We start from the raw sequence: 18,245 nt of genomic DNA on the forward strand, positions 1-18,245 counted from the left end.
GGTTCGCTTATGCGAAGAAGTCTTTGCCGAGTTCGGCATCGCGCTCTAGGCGGTGCCTGATGTCGGCTTCTCGTTCTGCCAGACTTCCGGCCGGGGGCAGGGCAACAGATTCGATGAGCTGGTCGTCCGCTAGTTGCTGGGGCTCGCTCCCCCGCTGCCAGGTGTCGAGGGAGCCTGGGCGGGCGTCCTTGGTCTGAGCGTCGAAGCGATCTTTAAGTTCTGCTTCTTTTTCCTCCATGCCCGCTTTGACGGTCGCGGCGAAGCTCATCGCCTTGAGTGCTGCACCCTTGAAGGGGGCGCCGTATTTTGAGTCAAAGAATTGAGCCATGGTGCTACCTTCTGCTGTGAAGCGCTGCAGGGGGTGATCCGCTGAGACTTCAATGTCGGTGGACGCCGGTGCTGAGGTACGGTTGCGCGTGGCCAGGTAGCCTGCGGCGGCTCCGCCCGCTATGAGGAGTATGTTTTTAAGGAGTCCCATTTAGTGGCCTTCGGGTGAGGTTCCGGGGCGCTCCTGCCCTGCGGTGGTTGAGGCTGCCGGGCGTGAACCGGTCGCAGCTGCGCCGTCCCCCTTGACTGCCTTGCGGATGCCGTGGGAGAAAGCTGCAACCTTGATGAGGGGCTGACCTACGGTCGAGGTGACCAGTGATGAGAGAGCAGAAACGTTTGCTGAGGCATCAGAAACGTTGCTGGTGATGTTGTCGACCTTCTCAATCTGGGCGTTGGTGCTGGCCACAGTTTTAGTGACTTCACCGATGAGCGGTGTGGTCTCGTTGTTGAGAGACCGGATGGTTGCGGTGAGTTCGTCGAAGACCTGACCGAGTTTGATGATGGGCAGGGCTAGCAGGGCTACGAGAATCGCGAATACGCCTGCGGCTATAAGGCCCGCGATATCTGCTCCGCTCATGGCTTTCCTGCTTTCTGCCGAGTCACCCGGCTTTTAAAGGACACGATTTGATAACAATCTTACTTTACACGGCATTAAGGAGCCAGCCCGCTCCCCTGGCCCGTGAGGGCGCAGGTGGGCGGGCTGGTGTGAGCTTGGCGGGATTAGGCCAGGCGTGAGTAGTATTCAACCACGAGCTGCTCTTCGCAGGTCACGGGGATTTCTTCACGCTTGGGTGCGCGCTCGAGCTTGGCGTGGAGCTTCTCGATCTCTACGTTCAGGTAGGCAGGGGTGTCAGGCAGGACGTCCTGGTGTGCGCCGGTGGCTGCAACCTGGAAGGGTGCCATCTTCTCTGACTTGGGGTGAACGTGAATCAGCTGGCCGGGCTTGACACGGAAGGAGGGGCGGTCAACGCGGATGCCGTCTACCATGATGTGGCGGTGTACGACGAGCTGACGTGCCTGTGCGATGGTGCGAGCGAAACCTGAGCGCAGGACGAGGGCGTCCAGGCGGGTTTCGAGGATCTCGACCAGGTTCTTACCGGTCTGGCCTTCGATGCGCTTAGCTTCGAGGTAGGCGCGGCGCATCTGAGCTTCACGAATGTTGTACTGTGCGCGCAGACGCTGCTTCTCGCGCAGCTGTACGGCGTAGTTCGAGTCAGCCTTCTTGCGGCTGCGGCCGTGCTGGCCGGGGCCGTAAGGACGACGCTCGAGGTACTTTTCTGCCTTGGGGGTCAGTGCGATGCCGAGGGCACGTGACTGACGCACGGTACGGCGGGTACGGTTGTGGTTTGCCACAGTTCGTATTCCTTTTCTTTAGCGGTTGGCACGACTCGTAACGCATATACGGTGGTGTGCTGAGCGTTTCCCACGGGTGTGGGTGTGCCATTGTTCTGGTGGTCTGGCCTCCGGTGGGCCGCCCACGGTTTGGGCGGTGGAGAGTAGAGAGCAGCCGCACTCTCGGTACTACGAGCTACCCGGTGATCAGTTTCTGCTCCCTTGCCGGGGCGGACGTTGCGTTTTGGGTAGTCTGCCAGCCACAATCAAGTATATAGACCCGTTAGGTGTCCTGGCTAACCCCGCGGGAGCAAGAAGTTGTGATTTTAGACAAAAGTGGGCTCCGGGTGCTTTCAGCACCCGGAGCCCAGTGAACCCACCAGGGGGGGACTATCGGCGTTAGATGCCGAAGCCGTAGTTGTCGTAGACGCTGCTGTTGTTAGCCGGGTTGGTGTCCTGAGCGCTGTTGGGGATGTAGTCGGTGGTGACAACAATCTTGTTGCGCTTGGAGTGGTTGAGATAGTGTCCGTGGGCCCAGTCAAGACGAACCTGCTCACCGGGGCCAAGCTCACCGCGCAGGGTCACCATAAAGGTGTGGGAGTTAACGCGGGCAATCCTCATCTTTGTTGAGGCGGGGGTGGTCAGGGTCAGGGAGGTGTGCTTGACGGGGGCACCGCTCATGTCTTCAACGGTAACGTAGAAGCGGGTTCCACTAGGCAGGTTGCCAGAGGCAGATCCGGAGTTACCGATATAGAGCTGGCCGATAGTTGCCAGACCGGGAACCGGGGCAAAGGAGGTGGCATTGGTGTAGACGTCAACGGAGGTGGGTACGGTGGCGGCCTCAGCGGGGGCTACCGCCAGACCGGTAGCTGTCAGGGCACCGAGAGCTGCGGTGGATAGGGCTTTCTTCATCATAAGCAAAAAATCCTAAATCTCTAAAGGGGTGTGAGTAGGTCTGAGACTGTAAACAATAAAAGCGACTTGTAATCTCTAACCTCCTCTAGTTTAGCGAGCTAGCCTGGGACAAGACTAGGCAGTTTAGCCCCTACATATATGGACATTCCCCGCATTAAGGTGGACAAGCTCCGGCTTTAAAATGAGGAAGGCGGTGAAGAGAGATATCTCTTCACCGCCCCGAGTCTAAAAGCCTAGCTTTTGATTGAGATTGAAAGCTAGGTTTTTAGGGTTTACCAGATACCGTCATGGTACATGAGCTCATTGCCAAGATTAGTGTCTTGACCACGGGTAAGACCGACAAGTCGACTGCCAAAGTAGTCAAAGGCGTTGTTGTAGCGAGCTGTGAAACGATCGCCATTGAGGCCAGCAGTTGGCAGACCTTGGAAAGCGCCGATATCGTGAGAATAGACAAAGTCGCTACCTGAATAGGTGACAGCCTTAACGTCGCCACTAGTGTCGTGGGCCCAGCCTGAGAACTGAATGTTGGCACCCGCAAAACGCTCGTTGCTGTTGTTCCAGATGTCCGCACGCTTGGTGTAAGCCTCCAGCAGGCAGGCCTCATCAACGGAGGAACCTACAGCGGCACGAACCTCATTGAAGCTGGGGGGTAGGAAGCCGATGGGTCGAACACCAACAGAGGTGTAGATAGCGCCTGAGCCAGCAACAGTGGCATCACGCCAGTGGGAGTTAATAAGGTTTACAGCGCTACCGCCGGTTGCATTACCGCTCTTGATGGCAAAAACCCAGGTTAGGTGGTTACCCTGAGGAACGCCAGTTTCCTCACCAAATTCACCTGCGCCCAGGTCGTTGTAGCGACCATCAGCAGAGTAAAGATTGATATAGGAGGACGCATGAGAAACATCGCGCTGGTTAGCAGCGTTTGGGTCATCGACGTTAACCGCTGCGGGAGACACGTCGGCTACACCGGTACGGGTATTCCAGCCAGAGTTTGCCGGCCACTTCTCGGGCATCTGAGCGGTGCGAATGGTTCCGCCACCAAAGAGCTTGTTAATAGCTCCGGAGGTATCAACATTACGCTGAGCGAATTCAAAGCCAAAAGGCAGGCCGGAGACGCCCAGCGCACCGCCGTTGGTTACCTGCACTCGCAGATTGGAGGTTTGTAGGGCACCATTAGTGCCAGAATTACCGGTATACCAAAGGCGGATGGTGGTATTGGTTAGGCTAGGCAGAGAGGCCAGGCGAACCTGGAATACTGCATCGACCTGAGCATCAATATCGTCAGGGCAGGTTGGTGAAGCTGCATATGCGGGGATGGCAGCAGTTGCCACAACAGCAGGGGCTGCCCAAGCGGCACCCTTAGCAAGGGTACGGCGAGAAACATTGTGAGTCATGTATGTTTTCCTCAACTAGGTGCTAAAAAGACATTGTTACCATTGCGGCAGCCTAGTGCAAACCGCCCTACGCAATGAAAACTAAATCTATTATAAGGAAGAAGAAAGCAGTACGCACGGCAACAGCTCGCCTCAGGTAGGTTGTGGTAGCCCCAGCCATCAACCGCTTTCTATCTGATTTCGTCATATAATCTAGCTTAAATCCGCGCAGGGAGCATGCATCTACTAGTCACATAGGTGGAACTTACACATTCCTCCGCTGCAAATTCAACTTCCACCCCCTGCCCAACTAAGCCCAACCTGTGTGTGAAATTTCACCAAAACACGCTAGCAGTTTCTACCGTAATGGAATGAGCCGCAGGCGTCGCCAACCAGCTAACCGTTAAATTCTCTCAGCTTGCCCACTCTTCTGAGCCTCTCCCCTAGCTCCTTTTCAGCCCCAAAGACCGTAGGAGTGTAATAGACCTTCCCTACAAGAGCATCAGGGGCGTACTGCTGGCGGGCTACCCCGTTTTTCTGATCATGGGGGTAGATATAGCCCTTGCCGTGCCCGAGCGCAGCAGCCCCCGGGTAGTGCCCATCGCGCAGGTGCAGCGGAACCGGCCCTGCCAGGCCGGCGCGGACGTCCGCCAATGCCCCATCAATAGCCCGGTACACGGCGTTCGACTTAGGGGCAGACGCCAAATGAATCGTCGCCTGCGCCAGATTCAAACGGGCCTCGGGCAACCCCACCAGTTGAACAGCCTGGGCAGCATTCACCGCTGCAGTAAGAGCTGTAGGGTCGGCCATACCAATATCTTCACTGGCATGAACAATCAGGCGACGGGCAATAAACCGGGGATCCTCCCCCGCATCAATCATTCGAGCCAAATAGTGCAGAGCCGCGTCAACATCTGACCCCCGTATCGACTTGATAAAAGCGCTAGTGACATCGTAATGCTGATCACCCTTCTTGTCATAGCGCACCACAGACTGATTCAGAGCCAGGCTGGCATGCTCAGCCGTCACAGGAAGAGGCTGCCTGACCGAATACTCAACCCCGGCATCCGTAGCCTCACCGAAAGCAACCGCAGCCGCAGCCTCTAAAGATGTCAAGGCCTTACGAGCGTCCCCATTCGCCAGTTTCACCAGATACTCAGCCGCGTCTTCCTGCACAGCGATTACACCGGCAAAACCACGGGGGTCCGCAATGGCCCTATGGACCAGCTCTGCGATATCAGCATCGGTAAGCCCCTGGAGAGTCAGCAGAATAGAGCGCGATAGCAAGGGCGAAATCACCGAAAAAGAAGGATTCTCGGTGGTTGCCGCAACCAGCACCACCCAACGATTCTCGACCCCCGGGAGCAGGGCGTCCTGCTGGGCCTTCGTGAAACGGTGAATCTCATCGAGAAACAGTACGGTGGTTAGTCCCCGAAAATCTCGGTCTTCCAGCGCCTGCTCCATCACCGCGCGCACGTCCTTCACACCGGCGGTAATGGCAGAGAGCTCCACAAACTTGTGCCCAGCTCCCCCAGCAATCACATTCGCCAGGGTGGTCTTACCCGTCCCAGGAGGACCCCACAGAATCACCGAACTTGGCCCAGCAGGTCCACCGGCCTCCCCCGCCAACACTCGCAAGGGAGAACCCGGGCCCAGCAGGTGCTTCTGCCCCACCACCTCATCCAGGGAGCGGGGGCGCATGCGTACCGCCAAAGGCGCCCGCTCCCGTCGACGAGATACCTGGCTGCCATCAGTATCGGGCTGAGAGTCATCAAAAAAGAAGAGGGAGGGTTCCACGGTGAACTTACCTTAGAGAGAATCGGTGTCGAGAATCAGGGTAACGGGGCCGTCGTTGGTCAGGCTCACCTGCATATCGGCGCCGAATCTTCCGGTTTCAACGATTACCCCCAGGTCGTGCAGAGCCTGAACGTAGTCATTAAAGAGGGGCTCGCTCACGGGGCCGGGAGCTGCCGCAGACCAGGACGGACGCCGCCCCTTCTTCGCATCCCCATAGAGGGTAAACTGGCTCACCGCCAGCACCGGGGCACCCTCATCAAGCACAGACCGCTCCCCCGCTAAAAGCCGCAGGTTGGCAGTCTTTTCTGCGAGCTTGGCAACCTGGGCGGGGCCGTCCGTATGCGTAATACCCACCAGAACCAGCAGACCTGGCCGGTCGATTGCCCCCACCGTTTCGCCGTCAACAGTGACGGCCGCTGAGGTAACCCGTTGAAGAACTGCGCGCATGGGTGCTCCTATGTGTGGAGGGTGACTGACTGTTCTAGCCTACCAACTGCCATAGAAAAGACCAGAAAAACCAGAAATACCCACCTAGTTCGTGGGTATTTCTGGTTTAAATGGTACCTACCGGGTAGGTCAGACTCATCGGATGAGGTAATCCCCTACATTGGCCTGTAGGCTACTGTGCCTGTTCCTTCCGGCGGAGATTCTTAAAGTATGAACGAGGCTTTGCTAAATTAGCCTCAATTTCTGCAATAATTTTCAGTTGTTCTGCAACTTCTTGCTGGCGGCGGCTTTGAGACACACGGTGGTTCTTGCGGCCAACCCTATCAGCCGACTTTGGTGAACGGGTAACTACTATTGAAGTCATCAGGTTTACCCCTTTCTCAGTTAACTCAATTATCGTCTGTTGCGACTGAATCTCCAAGACTTTCTAGACGATTCTTGTCTTGTTTCCTGTTCGAGCTCTTCCTTATAGGTCTTAACTATAGACTGAGCCAGCCTACTATCAGCAGGGTCCAGTTCAGGATCACGGGAAAGCTCTTCAAGCAGCCTTAGGGCGTAGACCTGCTCCACATGGCTTGTGCTCGAAAGGTGCTCAACCGTCCACTGCATCCTATCTTTGAAGTTTGACCTATTTGCTTCCTTGCGCCGATTCTCATTAGTCCGATAGGCAATCCATGCAGCAGTACCTGCAACAAAGACCGCGGCTACCCCACCCAAGTTCCGTAATGAATCTCCTAAAACCGAGAACTCGTACTCAGAAATAGAGAAGTCCGGAACCAGACTCCACGTTAGAAACCAGCAAACCATCCCACATACACACAATGCGCAGATTATTGCAACCACTTTTCTGCTCATACTTCCATGGTATGAGGAATGCCAGTACTTTTACACTCACGGCTAGAAAAGACCAGAAAAACCAGAAATACCCACCTAGTTCGTGGGTATTTCTGGTTTAAATGGTACCTACCGGGAAGGGGGGTTACTTCTCGCCGTCCTTCTTGGGCTTGAAGTCAACGCCGGCTTCCTTACGCTGCTGGGCAGTGATAGGTGCAGGTGCTGCGGTCAGCGGGTCGTAGCCACCACCGGTCTTCGGGAAGGCAATGACGTCGCGGATAGAATCAGTGCCACCAATCAGCTGCAGTACGCGGTCCCAGCCGAAAGCGATACCGCCCATGGGGGGCGCACCGAAGCTGAAAGCCTCCAGTAGGAAGCCGAACTTCTCGGCAGCTTCTTCCTCGGTAATACCCATGACCTTGAAGACACGCTCCTGCACATCACGCTGGTGAATACGGATTGAACCGCCACCAATTTCGTTACCGTTGCAGACAATGTCGTAGGCGTAGGCCAGGGCCTCGCCGGGGTTCTCGTCGAAAGAGTCCAGGTACTCGGGCTTGGGTGAGGTGAAGGCGTGGTGCACAGCGGTCCAGGCTGAGTGGCCCAGGGCAACGTCGCCGGACGCGGTTGCATCAGCAGCTGACTCGAACATGGGGGCATCCACTACCCAAACGAAGGACCAGTCGCCGTCCTTAATCAGGCCGGTTCGGTGGCCAATCTCAACGCGGGCTGCACCCAGCAGGGCGCGGGAGGCCTTGGCCTCACCGGCTGCAAAGAAGATGCAGTCGCCAGGCTTGGCGCCGGTAGCCTCAGCCAGGCCCTCACGCTCAGCGTCAGTGATGTTCTTGGCAACGGGGCCGGTCAGCTCGCCGTCCTCCTGAATCAGCACATAGGCAAGACCCTTAGCACCGCGCTGCTTGGCCCATTCCTGCCAGGCATCCAGAGTGCGGCGGGCCTGGGAAGCACCACCGGGCATGACAACGGCACCGACGTAGGGGGCCTTGAAGACACGGAAGGTGGTGTCCTTGAAGTAGTCGGTCAGCTCGGTGAGCTCCAGGCCGAAGCGCAGGTCGGGCTTGTCCGAACCGTACTTCTCCATGGCGTCCTTGTAGGTAATACGCTCGATGGGGCGGGGTACCTTAACGTCGATCAGGTTCCAGACGGCCTCAACGATACGCTCACCCAGGTCGATGATGTCTTCCTGGTCGACGAAGGAAGCCTCGATATCCAGCTGGGTGAATTCGGGTTGACGGTCGGCGCGGAAGTCCTCGTCGCGGTAGCAGCGGGCAATCTGGTAGTACTTCTCGATACCGCCCACCTGCAGCAGCTGCTTGAAGAGCTGGGGTGACTGGGGAAGGGCGTACCAGGAGCCGGGTGCCAGGCGTGCGGGCACCAGGAAGTCGCGGGCGCCTTCGGGGGTGGAGCGGGTCAGGGTGGGGGTCTCGACCTCGGTGAAGTTTTGGCTGTGCAGCACCTCGCGGGCGGCGCGGTTGGCCTCTGAGCGCAGGCGCATCAGGCGGGCAGGCTCGGGGCGGCGCAGGTCGAGGTAGCGGTACTTGAGGCGGGCTTCTTCGCCCACTTCAACGTGCTCATCAATCTGGAAGGGCAGGGGGGTTGAGGTGTTAAGAACCTCGGTCTCCTTGACCATAACCTCGATTTCACCGGTGGTGAGGTTGGGGTTTTCGTTGCCCTCGGGGCGGCGGGTTACTTCGCCCACAACCTTGAGGACGTACTCGTTGCGCAGGTGCTCGAAGTCGGCTTCGTTGTGGAAGACAACCTGGGTGACGCCTTCGCGGTCACGCAGGTCAACGAAGGCCACGCCACCGTGGTCGCGGCGGCGGGCTACCCAGCCAGATAGGGTAACGGTTTCTCCGATGTTCTCGGCGGTTAGCTCGCCGAGGGTGTGAGTGCGTAGCACTGAGTTCCTTTCGATGGGGCACGGTACCGGGTGGCACTGTCTAAAGTTCAGTTTGCACCCGATTTTACCGTGTTGTGGTGCACCTGGCACCGGTTGGACGGGTGTGAATTAGGCGGTAGGGAGCACGCGCACGTGCAGGTCGTCGGTGGGCGGGGCCCAGGTGCCGGGATCTGCAGCTACCTGCTGGCCGGTGCGGATGTCTTTTACTTCGTGGGTGAGCTCGCCGTTCTCCCCTGCTGAGGTGAACCAGACGAAGGGGATGCCCCGCTTCTCGGCGTACTTAATCTGCTTACCGAACTTAGCGGCGGTGGCTGAGACCTCACAGGCGATACCGCGGGCGCGCAGGGCGTCGGCGACGTCCTGGGCACCTGACCACATATCGTCGTTGGTGAGGGCGATGAGGACGGCGGTGGGCACTTTGCGGGTTGCTTCGGCAAAGCCCTGGGACAGGATGCGGGCCACCAGGCGGGTCACGCCGATAGACAAGCCCACGCCGGGGTAGGTCTTCTTGCCGTTTGAGGCCAGGGACTCGTAGCGTCCACCGGAGCAGATAGAACCCAGCTGTTCGTGGCCTACCAGCACGGTTTCGTAGACGGTGCCGGTGTAGTAGTCCAGACCGCGGGCGATGGAAAGGTCCGCTACTACCTTGCCGGGGGCGCGCTTAGCTGCCTCGCCGATAACCTCGGTCAGTTCAGCTAGGCCCTCTTCAAGCAGGTCATGGGTGACGCCCAAGGCACGAACCTGGTCAGCAAAAGAGGTGTCTTCAGCGCGGATGCTGGCAAGCTTCAGGGCGGCAGCGGCCTGCTCGTCGGCAGCGCCAACCTCGTCCTTAAGAAGCTGGGCGACGGCGTCCGCACCGATTTTTTCAAGCTTATCGATATTGCGCAGTACACCCGCGGTATCAGTGAGTCCTAGCCCCAGGTAGAAGCCCTCGGAGAGCTTGCGGTTGTTGACGCGCAGCTTGAAGTCGGGGATCGGTAGCTTAGAGAGCGCATCGACGATAACCAGGGCCAGTTCCACGTCGTAGCGGAAGGGCAGGGCACCGTCGCCAACAACGTCCACGTCGGCCTGGGTGAACTCGCGGGCGCGACCCTCCTGGGGGCGCTCACCGCGCCAGACCTTCTGAATCTGGTAGCGCATGAAGGGGAAGGAGAGGTAGCCGGCATTCTCTACAACATAGCGGGCAAAGGGCACGGTCAGGTCAAAGTGCAGGGCCAGCTTTTCCTTCTTACCGCCCCGGGCCTCGTCCGCATCGTCAAGCAGACGGGAGACCGCGTAGACCTCTTTATCGATATCGCCCTTGCGCAGCAGCTGCTCAATGGTCTCTACCGAACGGGTCTCAATCGACGAAAAACCGTGAAGCTCAAAGGTCTCTCGCAAAGTATCGAGAACAAAATTCTCTACCAGGCGTTCCTCGGGCAGGTGCTCCGGAAAACCAGAAAGCGATTGTTTGCGAGCCATGTGCTCCCCTTTTATCGGTTGAAAACGGTCGAAGTAGGTAACGTGCCCTCGCGAAACAAGCGGTCTCACAGCAGAGCACAATCCCTTTAATACTAGACCGAAGGCGCACCTGCCGGGTAATTGCACCCTCTTTCGCCCTAAACACGCTATGCTGGTAACTGCGCCACCTGCGCCCGATAGATTATTGCTGCCTCTTCGCGAAGCAGCAACCAGCCCTATCGATACGGCCCGGTCTGGTGCACTTTTCATTACTTAAACGGGGGCTGCTCCCCCACTACTGATGCGAAAAGAGTTATAGCGGTGACTACCCAATCCGACGACACCACCCTCAACGTAGACCTCGACAAGGCCCGTAAGTTTGGCCGCGTGGACGAGGACGGCCACGTTTTCGTTATCGTTGACGGTGAAGAATACGCAGTAGGCCAGGTACCCGGCGCATCTGCCGACGAAGCCCTCGCCTACTTTGCCCGCAAGTTTGAGAACTTTGAAGCCCAGGTTGCTCTGCTCGAAGAGCGCGTAGAGCGCAAGGCCAAGGCCGCTGACCTGCAGAAGGCAGCTGCCCACCTGGGCCAGCAGGTTGCTGTACGCAACATGGTAGGCGACTACGCCGCCCTGCAGGAACGCCTAGTTGCCCTGGTTGGCAAGATCAATGAGCGTGAGGAAGCAGAGAAGACTGAGAGCGCCGAGGCTCGTCAGGCAGCTCTTGAAGCCCGCGAGGCCATTGTGTCTGAGGCTGAAGCTATCGTGGCTAAGGACGACTCCGCTATTCACTGGAAGAACTCCCACGCCCGCATGAACGAGCTATTCGAAGAGTGGAAGAAGACCCAGAAGGAACACCACCTGGCCAAGAGCATCGAGGACGAGCTGTGGAAGCGTTTCCGCGCTGCCCGCACCAGCTTTGACCGCCGCCGCCGTGCCCACTTCTCCCAGCTCGATGAGGCTAATGCCAAGGCTAAGCGTGTTAAGGAAGCTCTCATCGCTGAGGCCGAGGCCCTGCAGAACTCCACCGACTGGGCAGCAACCGCCGCTAAGTACCGCGATCTGATGGACCAGTGGAAGGCAGCCCCCCGCGGCACCCGCAAGGAAGATGATGCCCTGTGGGCCCGTTTCCGCGCAGCCCAGGACGTCTTCTTCGACGCCCGCACCGCGGTGAACGCTGAGCTGGATAAGGAATTCGAGGCTAACCTCCAGGCTAAGGAAGCCCTGCTGGAAGAGGCCCGCGGCATCCTGCCCGTCACCGACATCGCTGCGGCTAAGAAGGCCCTTGATGGTATTCTGGACCGCTGGGAAGCTATCGGACGTGTGCCCCGCAACTCGGTGCGCCGCGTTGAGCAGGAGCTGCGCAAGGTTCAGGACGAAATCCACCGCGCCGAGAACGCCAAGTGGCAGAAGACCGACCCCGCTAAGCAGGCTCGCGCTAACTCCATGCTGACCCAGCTGGAGGACGCCATCGCCGGCCTTGAAGCAGACCTGGCCAAGGCTGAGGCCAGTGGCAACACTCAGAAGATCAAGAAGGCCCAGGAAGCCCTGGACGCCCGCAAGCAGTGGCTTGAGACCCTCAAGGCTTCTTCAGCTGAGTTCGGTGCCTAAATTCTAGGTTTGTCTGTGACGTCTTTGTGACGCAGAATCCCCCGTCTACCGGTCGGTAGACGGGGGATTTTTGTGGATAAGTAATTTTAGGCGGGAAAGTTATCCACAGCCTGACAACTTTTTATCGTGCATCCTGCGTTGATGTGCTAAAACGTAGGCATGGAACATCTCAACTCACTCGCTGCCCTCTCTGAGCTCCCCTTCCCCCTGGCCCCGGGGAGGCCCAGCTCCTATAACTCCCTGCAGGTTATCGCCCACGACAGCAGTTCTTTTCAGCCCACCCGGGCAGGGCACAAGCAGCCCGAGCCGCGGGAGCTGCCGGTGCTCGTCCACCTGTACAGCCAGCAAACCACGGGGCTCCCCGCAGCTCAGTGGCGGGCCTTCCTCAAGGAGCGCGGGTTGGTGCACTTTCATCACGGCATCTACCGGGAGCCGGAGGACGAGCCCACCCCGCTCATGCGGGCAGCCAGCCTGGGCTTGCTCACCCCCGCAGGCTACCACCACCGGATTCGCTATAGCCGAACCACCGCAGCCTGGGTGCTAGGCTACCTGCCCGAGCTACCCGAAGGGCGCCTGCATGTAGACTACGACCGAGATAACCGGTGTAATCTCCCCCGCTCCTACCGGGCAGACTTTGCCACCCATCAAGCCCAGCTTCGCCCCTACGACACCATGACCATCGGGCCAATCCGCCTCACCACGCCGCTAAAAACCGCCCTAGATATCATTACCCACTCGGTCGATGAGAGCGACCTGACTATCGTCAAAGCAATCCTGCGAGATAGCCAAAACAGTGTTACTCCTGAGCTTCTACTCCAAAGCGCCCGGGAGCAGGCGAGCCTTAAAGCTACGGCTCTGCTCAGAGCCCAGCACCTGGCCCACCAGCTTGAGGCGGCTGCGGTAGCCGGGGTCTAGCCCTGCTGGTTCATGAGCGGACGCGAGCCGGTCAGGCGGTAGGCATTGTAGATGCCGGGGACGTTGCGGATCTGGTTGAGCAGGTGCTCCATCATGAAGCGGTCAGAGAGCTCTACGGTGTAGCGGTTGACCACAAAACGTTCGTCGCTGGTATGCACCTTGGCATCCACAATATTGCAGCCGGCCTCAGAAATAACTCGGATGGTATCTGAAAGCAGGGCCTTACGGTCGATGCCCTCTACCTGGATTGAAACCCGGTAGACGGAGTTACCGTGGGCAGCCCATTCCACCGCGGTCTGGCGGGGGTCGTCAACCTGGCTCAGCACGTTGAGGCAGTCGGTACGGTGCACCGAGATGCCCTGCAAGCGGGTGACGATACCAACGATATCGTCGGGCGGTACGGGGGTGCAGCAGCGGGCAATCTTAGTCAGAATACCCTCGGCCCCGGGTATCACCACACCGTTGTCATCGCCTACCAAGCGGCGGTTAGATACCAGGGAGGCATCGAAGCTATCGAGTTCAACGGTCTGGTCGACCTCGTCCTCTCCGTAGTAGAGGTTGACCAGGGAGGTAATGACGGCCTGGGTCTCCACCTCGTTCTCGCCCACAGCGTGGTAGAGGGTAGCCACATCGTGCTTGTGCAGGTCCTGGGCCACCTGCAGCATGAGCTCAGGCGTCATCATCTTGGTCAAGGGCAGCTCGTGCTGGCGCATAGCCTTGACCACGCGTTCCTTGCCCCGGTTCATCGCCTCGATACGGCGGCCCTTAGCGTAGTGCTGGCGAATCTTGGTGCGGGCCTTGCTGGTGCGCACAAACTTGAGCCAGTCCTCGCTCGGGGCGTGGTTCTCGTCCTTGGTTGTCTGAATCTCAACCGTTGAAGCGGTTTCGAGCTCGGTGTGCAGGGGAACCAGCTTGCCGTTAACCTTAGCGCCGATAGTGCGGTCCCCCACCTCAGTGTGGATAGCGTAAGCAAAGTCAACGGGGGTAGAGCCCACCGGCAGGCTAATGGGCTTACCCTGCGGGGTCAGCACCACAATCTCATCAGTCTCAAGGCGCTCAGACAGCTGCTGGTAGAACTGCTCAGACTCGGGATTGGAGTTCGAAATCTCAGAAATCGACTGCAAAATGCCGATGTTGAAAGCAGCGGTATGGGCGCTAGGTTCCTTGGGTGAAAGGTCTACCTTTTCACCGCGGGAAGCAGCCTTATAGCGCCAGTGGGCAGCCACACCGTACTCAGCCTCTTCGTGCATCTTGTAAGTGCGAATCTGGATTTCCAGGGGTAGGCCGCCGGGCCCGTGCACCGTCATGTGCAGCGACTGGTAGTGGTTGTGCTTAGGCTGCTTGATGTAGTCCTTGAAGCGCCCAGGAACCGCCATCCACAGCGACATCACATGCCCCAGGGCGGTATAGCAATCGTTCTCATCCTCGACCATGATGCGCACGGCCAGAATATCGTTGATATCGTCGAAGCTCTTACCCTTGGTCTTCATCTTCTGATGAATCGAGTAGTAGTGCTTGGGGCGGCCCGTTACGGTGGCCTCAATACCTACCTGGGCCAGGCGATCCTCAATCGTCACACGGGCCTCGGCCAGGTACTTTTCGAGCTTAGGGGTACGCTCGCCCACCATCCGCACAATCTCGGCGTAAATATCGGGGCTCATCGCGGCAAAGGAGAGGTCTTCCAGCTCCCACTTGATGGTGTTCAAACCCAGGCGGTGAGCCAGCGGGGCATAAATCTGCAGGGTCTCTTCGGCCTTACGCGCTGCAGACGCACCGGAGACAAACCGCCAGGTGCGGGCGTTGTGTAGACGGTCAGCCAGCTTGATGAGCAGCACGCGCACGTCCTGCGACATAGAGATAACCAGCTTGCGAATTGTCTCAATAGGGGCGTTATCGCCGTAGCTGACCTTATCGAGCTTGGTCACGCCGTCTACCAGGTAGGCAACCTCAGTGCCGAAATCAGCGGTGAGCTGCTCCTGGGTGTACTCGGTATCTTCGACCGTATCGTGCAGCAGACCAGCAACCAGCACGGGGCCGGTAGCACCTATCTCAGCCAGAATGGTCGTCACGGCTACCGGGTGTGTGATGTAGGGGTCCCCGCTCTTACGCTTCTGCCCCCGGTGGTAGTGGTTAGCGACCTGGAATGCCCGCTGTAGTACCTCAAGGTCTTCGTCAGGGTGGTACTTCTTGACGGTGCGAATCACCGGCGCCAGCACAGGAGAAAAACGGGGGGCAGGGCCCTGCTGCTGTTCCCGCCCAAATACCAGGCGGGTAGGCACGCGCCCCGAAGCAGACATGACCCGGTGCGACCCGCGAACCGGCCGCTTACCCTCCGCGCGAGAATCCTTCTGGCTACTCTCTTCTGACCGGCTCATGCCCAATTCCCCCTCAAACTGAAATACTCGTGTGGGACTATCTTAGATTAATTCCACACTGCGCGTAACAAAAACGGGAGCGGACTGTATTCCGCTCCCATTTCTAGGTTAAAAGGCCTAGTAGCTCTTGGCCCTACTTACTATCGAGGTTAACCGAATGCACGGTGACCATCACCGGGGCAGCCGGCTGCGCACCAGCGTCCTCACACTCCTCACCCTCTTCTGCCTGCCCCTGGCGGGCACGGCGGACGAGCTCGGTATGCTCACGCACGCCCTTCTCGCCCAGGCGCAGGGCAGCGTAGGCAGGAGCTGCCACAAAGAGGGTGCCCAGGGTACCGATAATGATACCGACGAAGAGGGCCAGGGAAAGGTCCTTGAGGGTACCCGCCCCCAAAAGCAGGGCACCGATGAAGAGAATCGAGCCCACCGGCAAAATACCCACAATCGAGGTGTTAATAGAACGCACCAGGGTCTGGTTGACCGCCAAATTCACTTGCTCAGCGAAAGTGGTGTCGCGGCGCTTCTCTAGCCCCTCGGTGTTCTCACGAATCTTATCGAAAACCACCACGGTGTCGTAGAGAGAGTAGCTCAACACGGTCAGGAAGCCGATAATCGCACTGGGAGTAATCTCAAAACCGATGAGAGCATACAGGCCCACGGTGGTCACGATGGTAAAGATCAGGCCAGCAATTGCCGAGACCGACATCTTCCAGGTACGGAAGTACAGGGCCATACCGATCATCACCAGCAGAATAAACCAGACCAGACCCACCAGAGCCTGCTGGGTCACCCCAGCGCCCCAGGTGGGGCCTACGAAGGACGAGGTCACCTGGTCAGCACTCACACCGTAGGCCGACTGCAGGGCCTGGCCCACTGCCAGAGTCTCATCGTCCGTCAGCTCACTCATCTGAGCGCGTACAGTACCCGCAGCGATATTAGTGACGCGCACGTCGGAAGCCTCGGGGGCGGCATCCGCAATCGCCTGCTGGCCGATAAAAATATCGGTATCAGCCACCTGCGACACAGTGAACTCAGAACCACCGCGGAACTCAATACCCAGATTGAAGCCACCGCGCACCACCGGCACCAGGGCCGCCAGCACAACCAGAGCCAGGGCAATCGTCAGCCACAAACGACGCTTAGGCACAAACCCAAACGACCGCTGACCAGAATGCAGTTCATTACCGAACTGAGCGAGTTTATTAGCCATGGCGGGCCTCCTCGGTAGTGGTGGAATCTGCGGCAGGCAGGGTCTCCGCATCAGCATTCCCCTGCGCCGCTTCGGCTTCAGCCGCCTCAGCTGCAAGGCGCTCGCGGCGCTTACGCTCAGCCAGGGAGAGGGAACCTTCGGCTTCTTCAGGAGTGCGGACGCGCCCCGCACCCCGGTAGAGCGGGGTTGAGCCGAGGGCTACCGGGTCCATGCCAGAGAAGCGTCCACCGTTACGGAAGTAGTCCTTGCGGCCCAGCAGAACCATAAGCGGATGGATGAAGAGGAAAGTGATAATCAGATCTGAAACAGCGGTGAGACCCAGGGTGAAGGCAAAGCCGCGCACGTTGCCTACAGAAGCGAAGTAGAGCACTACAGCGGCCAGCAGGTTCACGGCCTTGGAGGCCATGATGGTGCGCTTGGCCCGCAGCCAGCCGTGGTCGATAGCGGCAGGGATGGTACGCCCGGCACGAATCTCATCGCGAATACGTTCAAAGTAGACAATGAAAGAGTCTGCCATCAGGCCGATTGAAACAATCAGACCGGCTACACCTGCCAGAGACAGGCGGTAGTTCATCAGGTGACCCAGCAGCACAATCACACCGTAAGAGAGCAGGCCAGCCACAATAATCGAGGTGATATTGACCAGACCCACCAGGCGGTACTGGAAGAGGGAGTAGATAAACACCAGCAGCAGACCAATCAGACCGGCAATCAGACCCATCTTCAGCTGATCAGCACCCAGGGTTGCAGAAATCTGCTGCTCTGACTGAATAGTGAAGCTAATAGGCAGGGCACCGTATTTGAGCTGCTCAGCCAGGTTAGCTGCCTCTTCTTCGGTAAAGTTACCGGTAATCTGGGGCTGGCCGTTGGTAATCACTGCCTGGGTGACGGGGGAAGAGAGCACCTGGCCGTCCAGCATGATGGCGAAACGGGCGCGGGGGTCGGACGCGTTGGTACCGCGGATAGCGTTCAGGCGGGTGGTGACGTCCTTAAAGGTCTGGGTAGCAGCCTCGTTGAAGACGATGTTCACACCCCACTGGCCGGTCGCGTAACCGGTTGAGCTAGCCACCTGGGAGTAGGAGGCTGTCTCAATATCGGTACCCTCAATTTCGATGGGGCCCAGGATGTACTTTTCACTTCCGTCTGAGGCACAGGCGACAATGGCGGAGTTGGGGTCCTGGTTAGAGGTATCGACGTTGGCGGGTACGGTACAGTCCAGCTGCTCGTACTGGCGCCAGAGGTCGCCGGTCACCCAGTTGTAGTCCGAACCGTCGGTAGGTTCGGCGGTCGGTGAGGGTAGGGCATCCTCGGCCGCTGCAGCGTCCGCTGCTACCGCCTGCGGAGTGCCCGCGTTAATGACCGCACGGAAGCTCATCTGCGCCGAGGTCTGAATCAAATCGCGGGTCTCTGAGCTCAAAGTGCCGGGCACTGAAACCACGACGTTCTGACCGGACTGGGTGGTTACTTCTGCTTCCGCTACACCCGCTCCGTCAACGCGCTGGCGGATAATCTCAACAGCCTGCTCAAGCTGTTCATCGGTAATGGCCTCGCCCGAGGAGTCGTTGACCTCGGGTGACAGGATGAGCTGGGTACCGCCAGAAAGGTCTAGGGCCAGCTTGGGCAGCCAGCTGCCCCCGGAAAAGGTGGTGCCGAAGATTCCTCCGGCAAGTAAGAGCAGCACCAGAGCCATCGAGGCAAGTGCCCCTCTGGCTTTGGTGACGTTGGATGGTTGAGCCATCGGTGCCCCTTCA

General features: G+C 58.6%; 16 protein-coding genes. 2 read left to right on the forward strand and 14 right to left on the reverse strand.

Features of this window, described 5'->3' with window-relative positions; translation table 11 throughout:
- Positions 1 to 7: 7 nt before the first annotated feature.
- From VSX42_RS03880 to hisS, 11 genes are all read right to left on the reverse strand, one after another.
- On the reverse strand, positions 8 to 478 hold the full coding sequence (locus VSX42_RS03880) for a peptide chain release factor 4 (RefSeq protein WP_326503052.1): 471 nt from the start codon (positions 476 to 478) through the stop codon (positions 8 to 10).
- Positions 479 to 904, reverse strand: a complete 426-nt coding sequence (locus VSX42_RS03885; protein ID WP_326503053.1) for a DUF948 domain-containing protein — start codon at positions 902 to 904, stop codon at positions 479 to 481.
- Positions 905 to 1,047: 143 nt separating this feature from the next.
- The gene (gene rpsD / locus VSX42_RS03890; RefSeq protein ID WP_083091092.1) at positions 1,048 to 1,680 is read right to left on the reverse strand and encodes a 30S ribosomal protein S4; all 633 of its coding nucleotides are present in this window, start codon (positions 1,678 to 1,680) and stop codon (positions 1,048 to 1,050) included.
- Between the two features lie 378 nt (positions 1,681 to 2,058).
- Complete coding sequence (locus tag VSX42_RS03895; protein ID WP_326503054.1) at positions 2,059 to 2,574, reverse strand: hypothetical protein; 516 nt, start codon at positions 2,572 to 2,574, stop codon at positions 2,059 to 2,061.
- A gap of 272 nt (positions 2,575 to 2,846) precedes the next feature.
- Positions 2,847 to 3,968, reverse strand: coding sequence for a hypothetical protein (locus tag VSX42_RS03900; protein ID WP_326503055.1), 1,122 nt, complete (start codon positions 3,966 to 3,968; stop codon positions 2,847 to 2,849).
- Positions 3,969 to 4,343: 375 nt separating this feature from the next.
- Positions 4,344 to 5,744: a replication-associated recombination protein A gene (locus tag VSX42_RS03905; protein WP_326503056.1), complete on the reverse strand. Its 1,401-nt coding sequence runs from the start codon at positions 5,742 to 5,744 to the stop codon at positions 4,344 to 4,346.
- 12 nt (positions 5,745 to 5,756) lie between these two features.
- Entirely contained in the window at positions 5,757 to 6,191 is a 435-nt protein-coding gene (gene dtd, locus VSX42_RS03910; RefSeq protein WP_326503057.1) for a D-aminoacyl-tRNA deacylase, read from the reverse strand.
- A 172-nt stretch (positions 6,192 to 6,363) separates the two neighbouring features.
- Positions 6,364 to 6,555 (reverse strand): hypothetical protein, encoded by a 192-nt coding sequence (locus VSX42_RS03915; RefSeq protein WP_326503058.1) that lies wholly within the window; start codon positions 6,553 to 6,555, stop codon positions 6,364 to 6,366.
- 29 nt (positions 6,556 to 6,584) lie between these two features.
- Complete coding sequence (locus tag VSX42_RS03920; protein ID WP_326503059.1) at positions 6,585 to 7,046, reverse strand: hypothetical protein; 462 nt, start codon at positions 7,044 to 7,046, stop codon at positions 6,585 to 6,587.
- 124 nt (positions 7,047 to 7,170) lie between these two features.
- Positions 7,171 to 8,943 (reverse strand): aspartate--tRNA ligase, encoded by a 1,773-nt coding sequence (gene aspS, locus VSX42_RS03925; protein ID WP_326503060.1) that lies wholly within the window; start codon positions 8,941 to 8,943, stop codon positions 7,171 to 7,173.
- Positions 8,944 to 9,051: 108 nt separating this feature from the next.
- The gene (gene hisS, locus VSX42_RS03930; RefSeq protein ID WP_326503061.1) at positions 9,052 to 10,404 is read right to left on the reverse strand and encodes a histidine--tRNA ligase; all 1,353 of its coding nucleotides are present in this window, start codon (positions 10,402 to 10,404) and stop codon (positions 9,052 to 9,054) included.
- A 300-nt stretch (positions 10,405 to 10,704) separates the two neighbouring features.
- Between hisS and VSX42_RS03935 the strand changes: the two genes are divergently transcribed.
- Complete coding sequence (locus VSX42_RS03935; protein ID WP_326503062.1) at positions 10,705 to 11,994, forward strand: DUF349 domain-containing protein; 1,290 nt, start codon at positions 10,705 to 10,707, stop codon at positions 11,992 to 11,994.
- 159 nt (positions 11,995 to 12,153) lie between these two features.
- Positions 12,154 to 12,909, forward strand: coding sequence for a hypothetical protein (locus tag VSX42_RS03940; RefSeq protein WP_326503063.1), 756 nt, complete (start codon positions 12,154 to 12,156; stop codon positions 12,907 to 12,909).
- Here VSX42_RS03940 and VSX42_RS03945 read toward each other — a convergent pair.
- The 3 genes from VSX42_RS03945 to secD all read right to left on the reverse strand — a co-directional run bounded on the left by VSX42_RS03945 (position 12,906) and on the right by secD (position 18,232).
- On the reverse strand, positions 12,906 to 15,284 hold the full coding sequence (locus VSX42_RS03945) for a bifunctional (p)ppGpp synthetase/guanosine-3',5'-bis(diphosphate) 3'-pyrophosphohydrolase (protein ID WP_326503064.1): 2,379 nt from the start codon (positions 15,282 to 15,284) through the stop codon (positions 12,906 to 12,908). The two genes, VSX42_RS03940 and VSX42_RS03945, sit on opposite strands and share 4 nt — an antisense overlap.
- 133 nt (positions 15,285 to 15,417) lie before the next feature.
- The gene (gene secF, locus VSX42_RS03950) at positions 15,418 to 16,494 is read right to left on the reverse strand and encodes a protein translocase subunit SecF (protein WP_326503065.1); all 1,077 of its coding nucleotides are present in this window, start codon (positions 16,492 to 16,494) and stop codon (positions 15,418 to 15,420) included.
- Complete coding sequence (secD, locus tag VSX42_RS03955) at positions 16,487 to 18,232, reverse strand: protein translocase subunit SecD (RefSeq protein ID WP_326503066.1); 1,746 nt, start codon at positions 18,230 to 18,232, stop codon at positions 16,487 to 16,489. Before secD ends, secF begins: the two co-directional genes overlap by 8 nt.
- Positions 18,233 to 18,245 lie beyond the last annotated feature (13 nt).

It is taken from the genome of Rothia nasimurium (assembly GCF_035916755.1).
Classification (GTDB): domain Bacteria; phylum Actinomycetota; class Actinomycetes; order Actinomycetales; family Micrococcaceae; genus Rothia.

What these genes read in the sequence shown, in the direction of transcription:
- VSX42_RS03895 (WP_326503054.1), bottom strand. Translation starts at nt 2,574, where the DNA reads ATGATGAAGAAAGCCCTATCCACCGCAGCTCTCGGTGCCCTGACAGCT.
- VSX42_RS03880 (WP_326503052.1), bottom strand. Translation starts at nt 478, where the DNA reads ATGGGACTCCTTAAAAACATACTCCTCATAGCGGGCGGAGCCGCCGCA.
- dtd (WP_326503057.1), bottom strand. Translation starts at nt 6,191, where the DNA reads ATGCGCGCAGTTCTTCAACGGGTTACCTCAGCGGCCGTCACTGTTGAC.
- VSX42_RS03945 (WP_326503064.1), bottom strand. Translation starts at nt 15,284, where the DNA reads ATGAGCCGGTCAGAAGAGAGTAGCCAGAAGGATTCTCGCGCGGAGGGT.
- hisS (WP_326503061.1), bottom strand. Translation starts at nt 10,404, where the DNA reads ATGGCTCGCAAACAATCGCTTTCTGGTTTTCCGGAGCACCTGCCCGAG.
- VSX42_RS03915 (WP_326503058.1), bottom strand. Translation starts at nt 6,555, where the DNA reads ATGACTTCAATAGTAGTTACCCGTTCACCAAAGTCGGCTGATAGGGTT.
- VSX42_RS03885 (WP_326503053.1), bottom strand. Translation starts at nt 904, where the DNA reads ATGAGCGGAGCAGATATCGCGGGCCTTATAGCCGCAGGCGTATTCGCG.
- secD (WP_326503066.1), bottom strand. Translation starts at nt 18,232, where the DNA reads ATGGCTCAACCATCCAACGTCACCAAAGCCAGAGGGGCACTTGCCTCG.
- VSX42_RS03940 (WP_326503063.1), top strand. Translation starts at nt 12,154, where the DNA reads ATGGAACATCTCAACTCACTCGCTGCCCTCTCTGAGCTCCCCTTCCCC.
- secF (WP_326503065.1), bottom strand. Translation starts at nt 16,494, where the DNA reads ATGGCTAATAAACTCGCTCAGTTCGGTAATGAACTGCATTCTGGTCAG.
- VSX42_RS03920 (WP_326503059.1), bottom strand. Translation starts at nt 7,046, where the DNA reads ATGAGCAGAAAAGTGGTTGCAATAATCTGCGCATTGTGTGTATGTGGG.
- VSX42_RS03900 (WP_326503055.1), bottom strand. Translation starts at nt 3,968, where the DNA reads ATGACTCACAATGTTTCTCGCCGTACCCTTGCTAAGGGTGCCGCTTGG.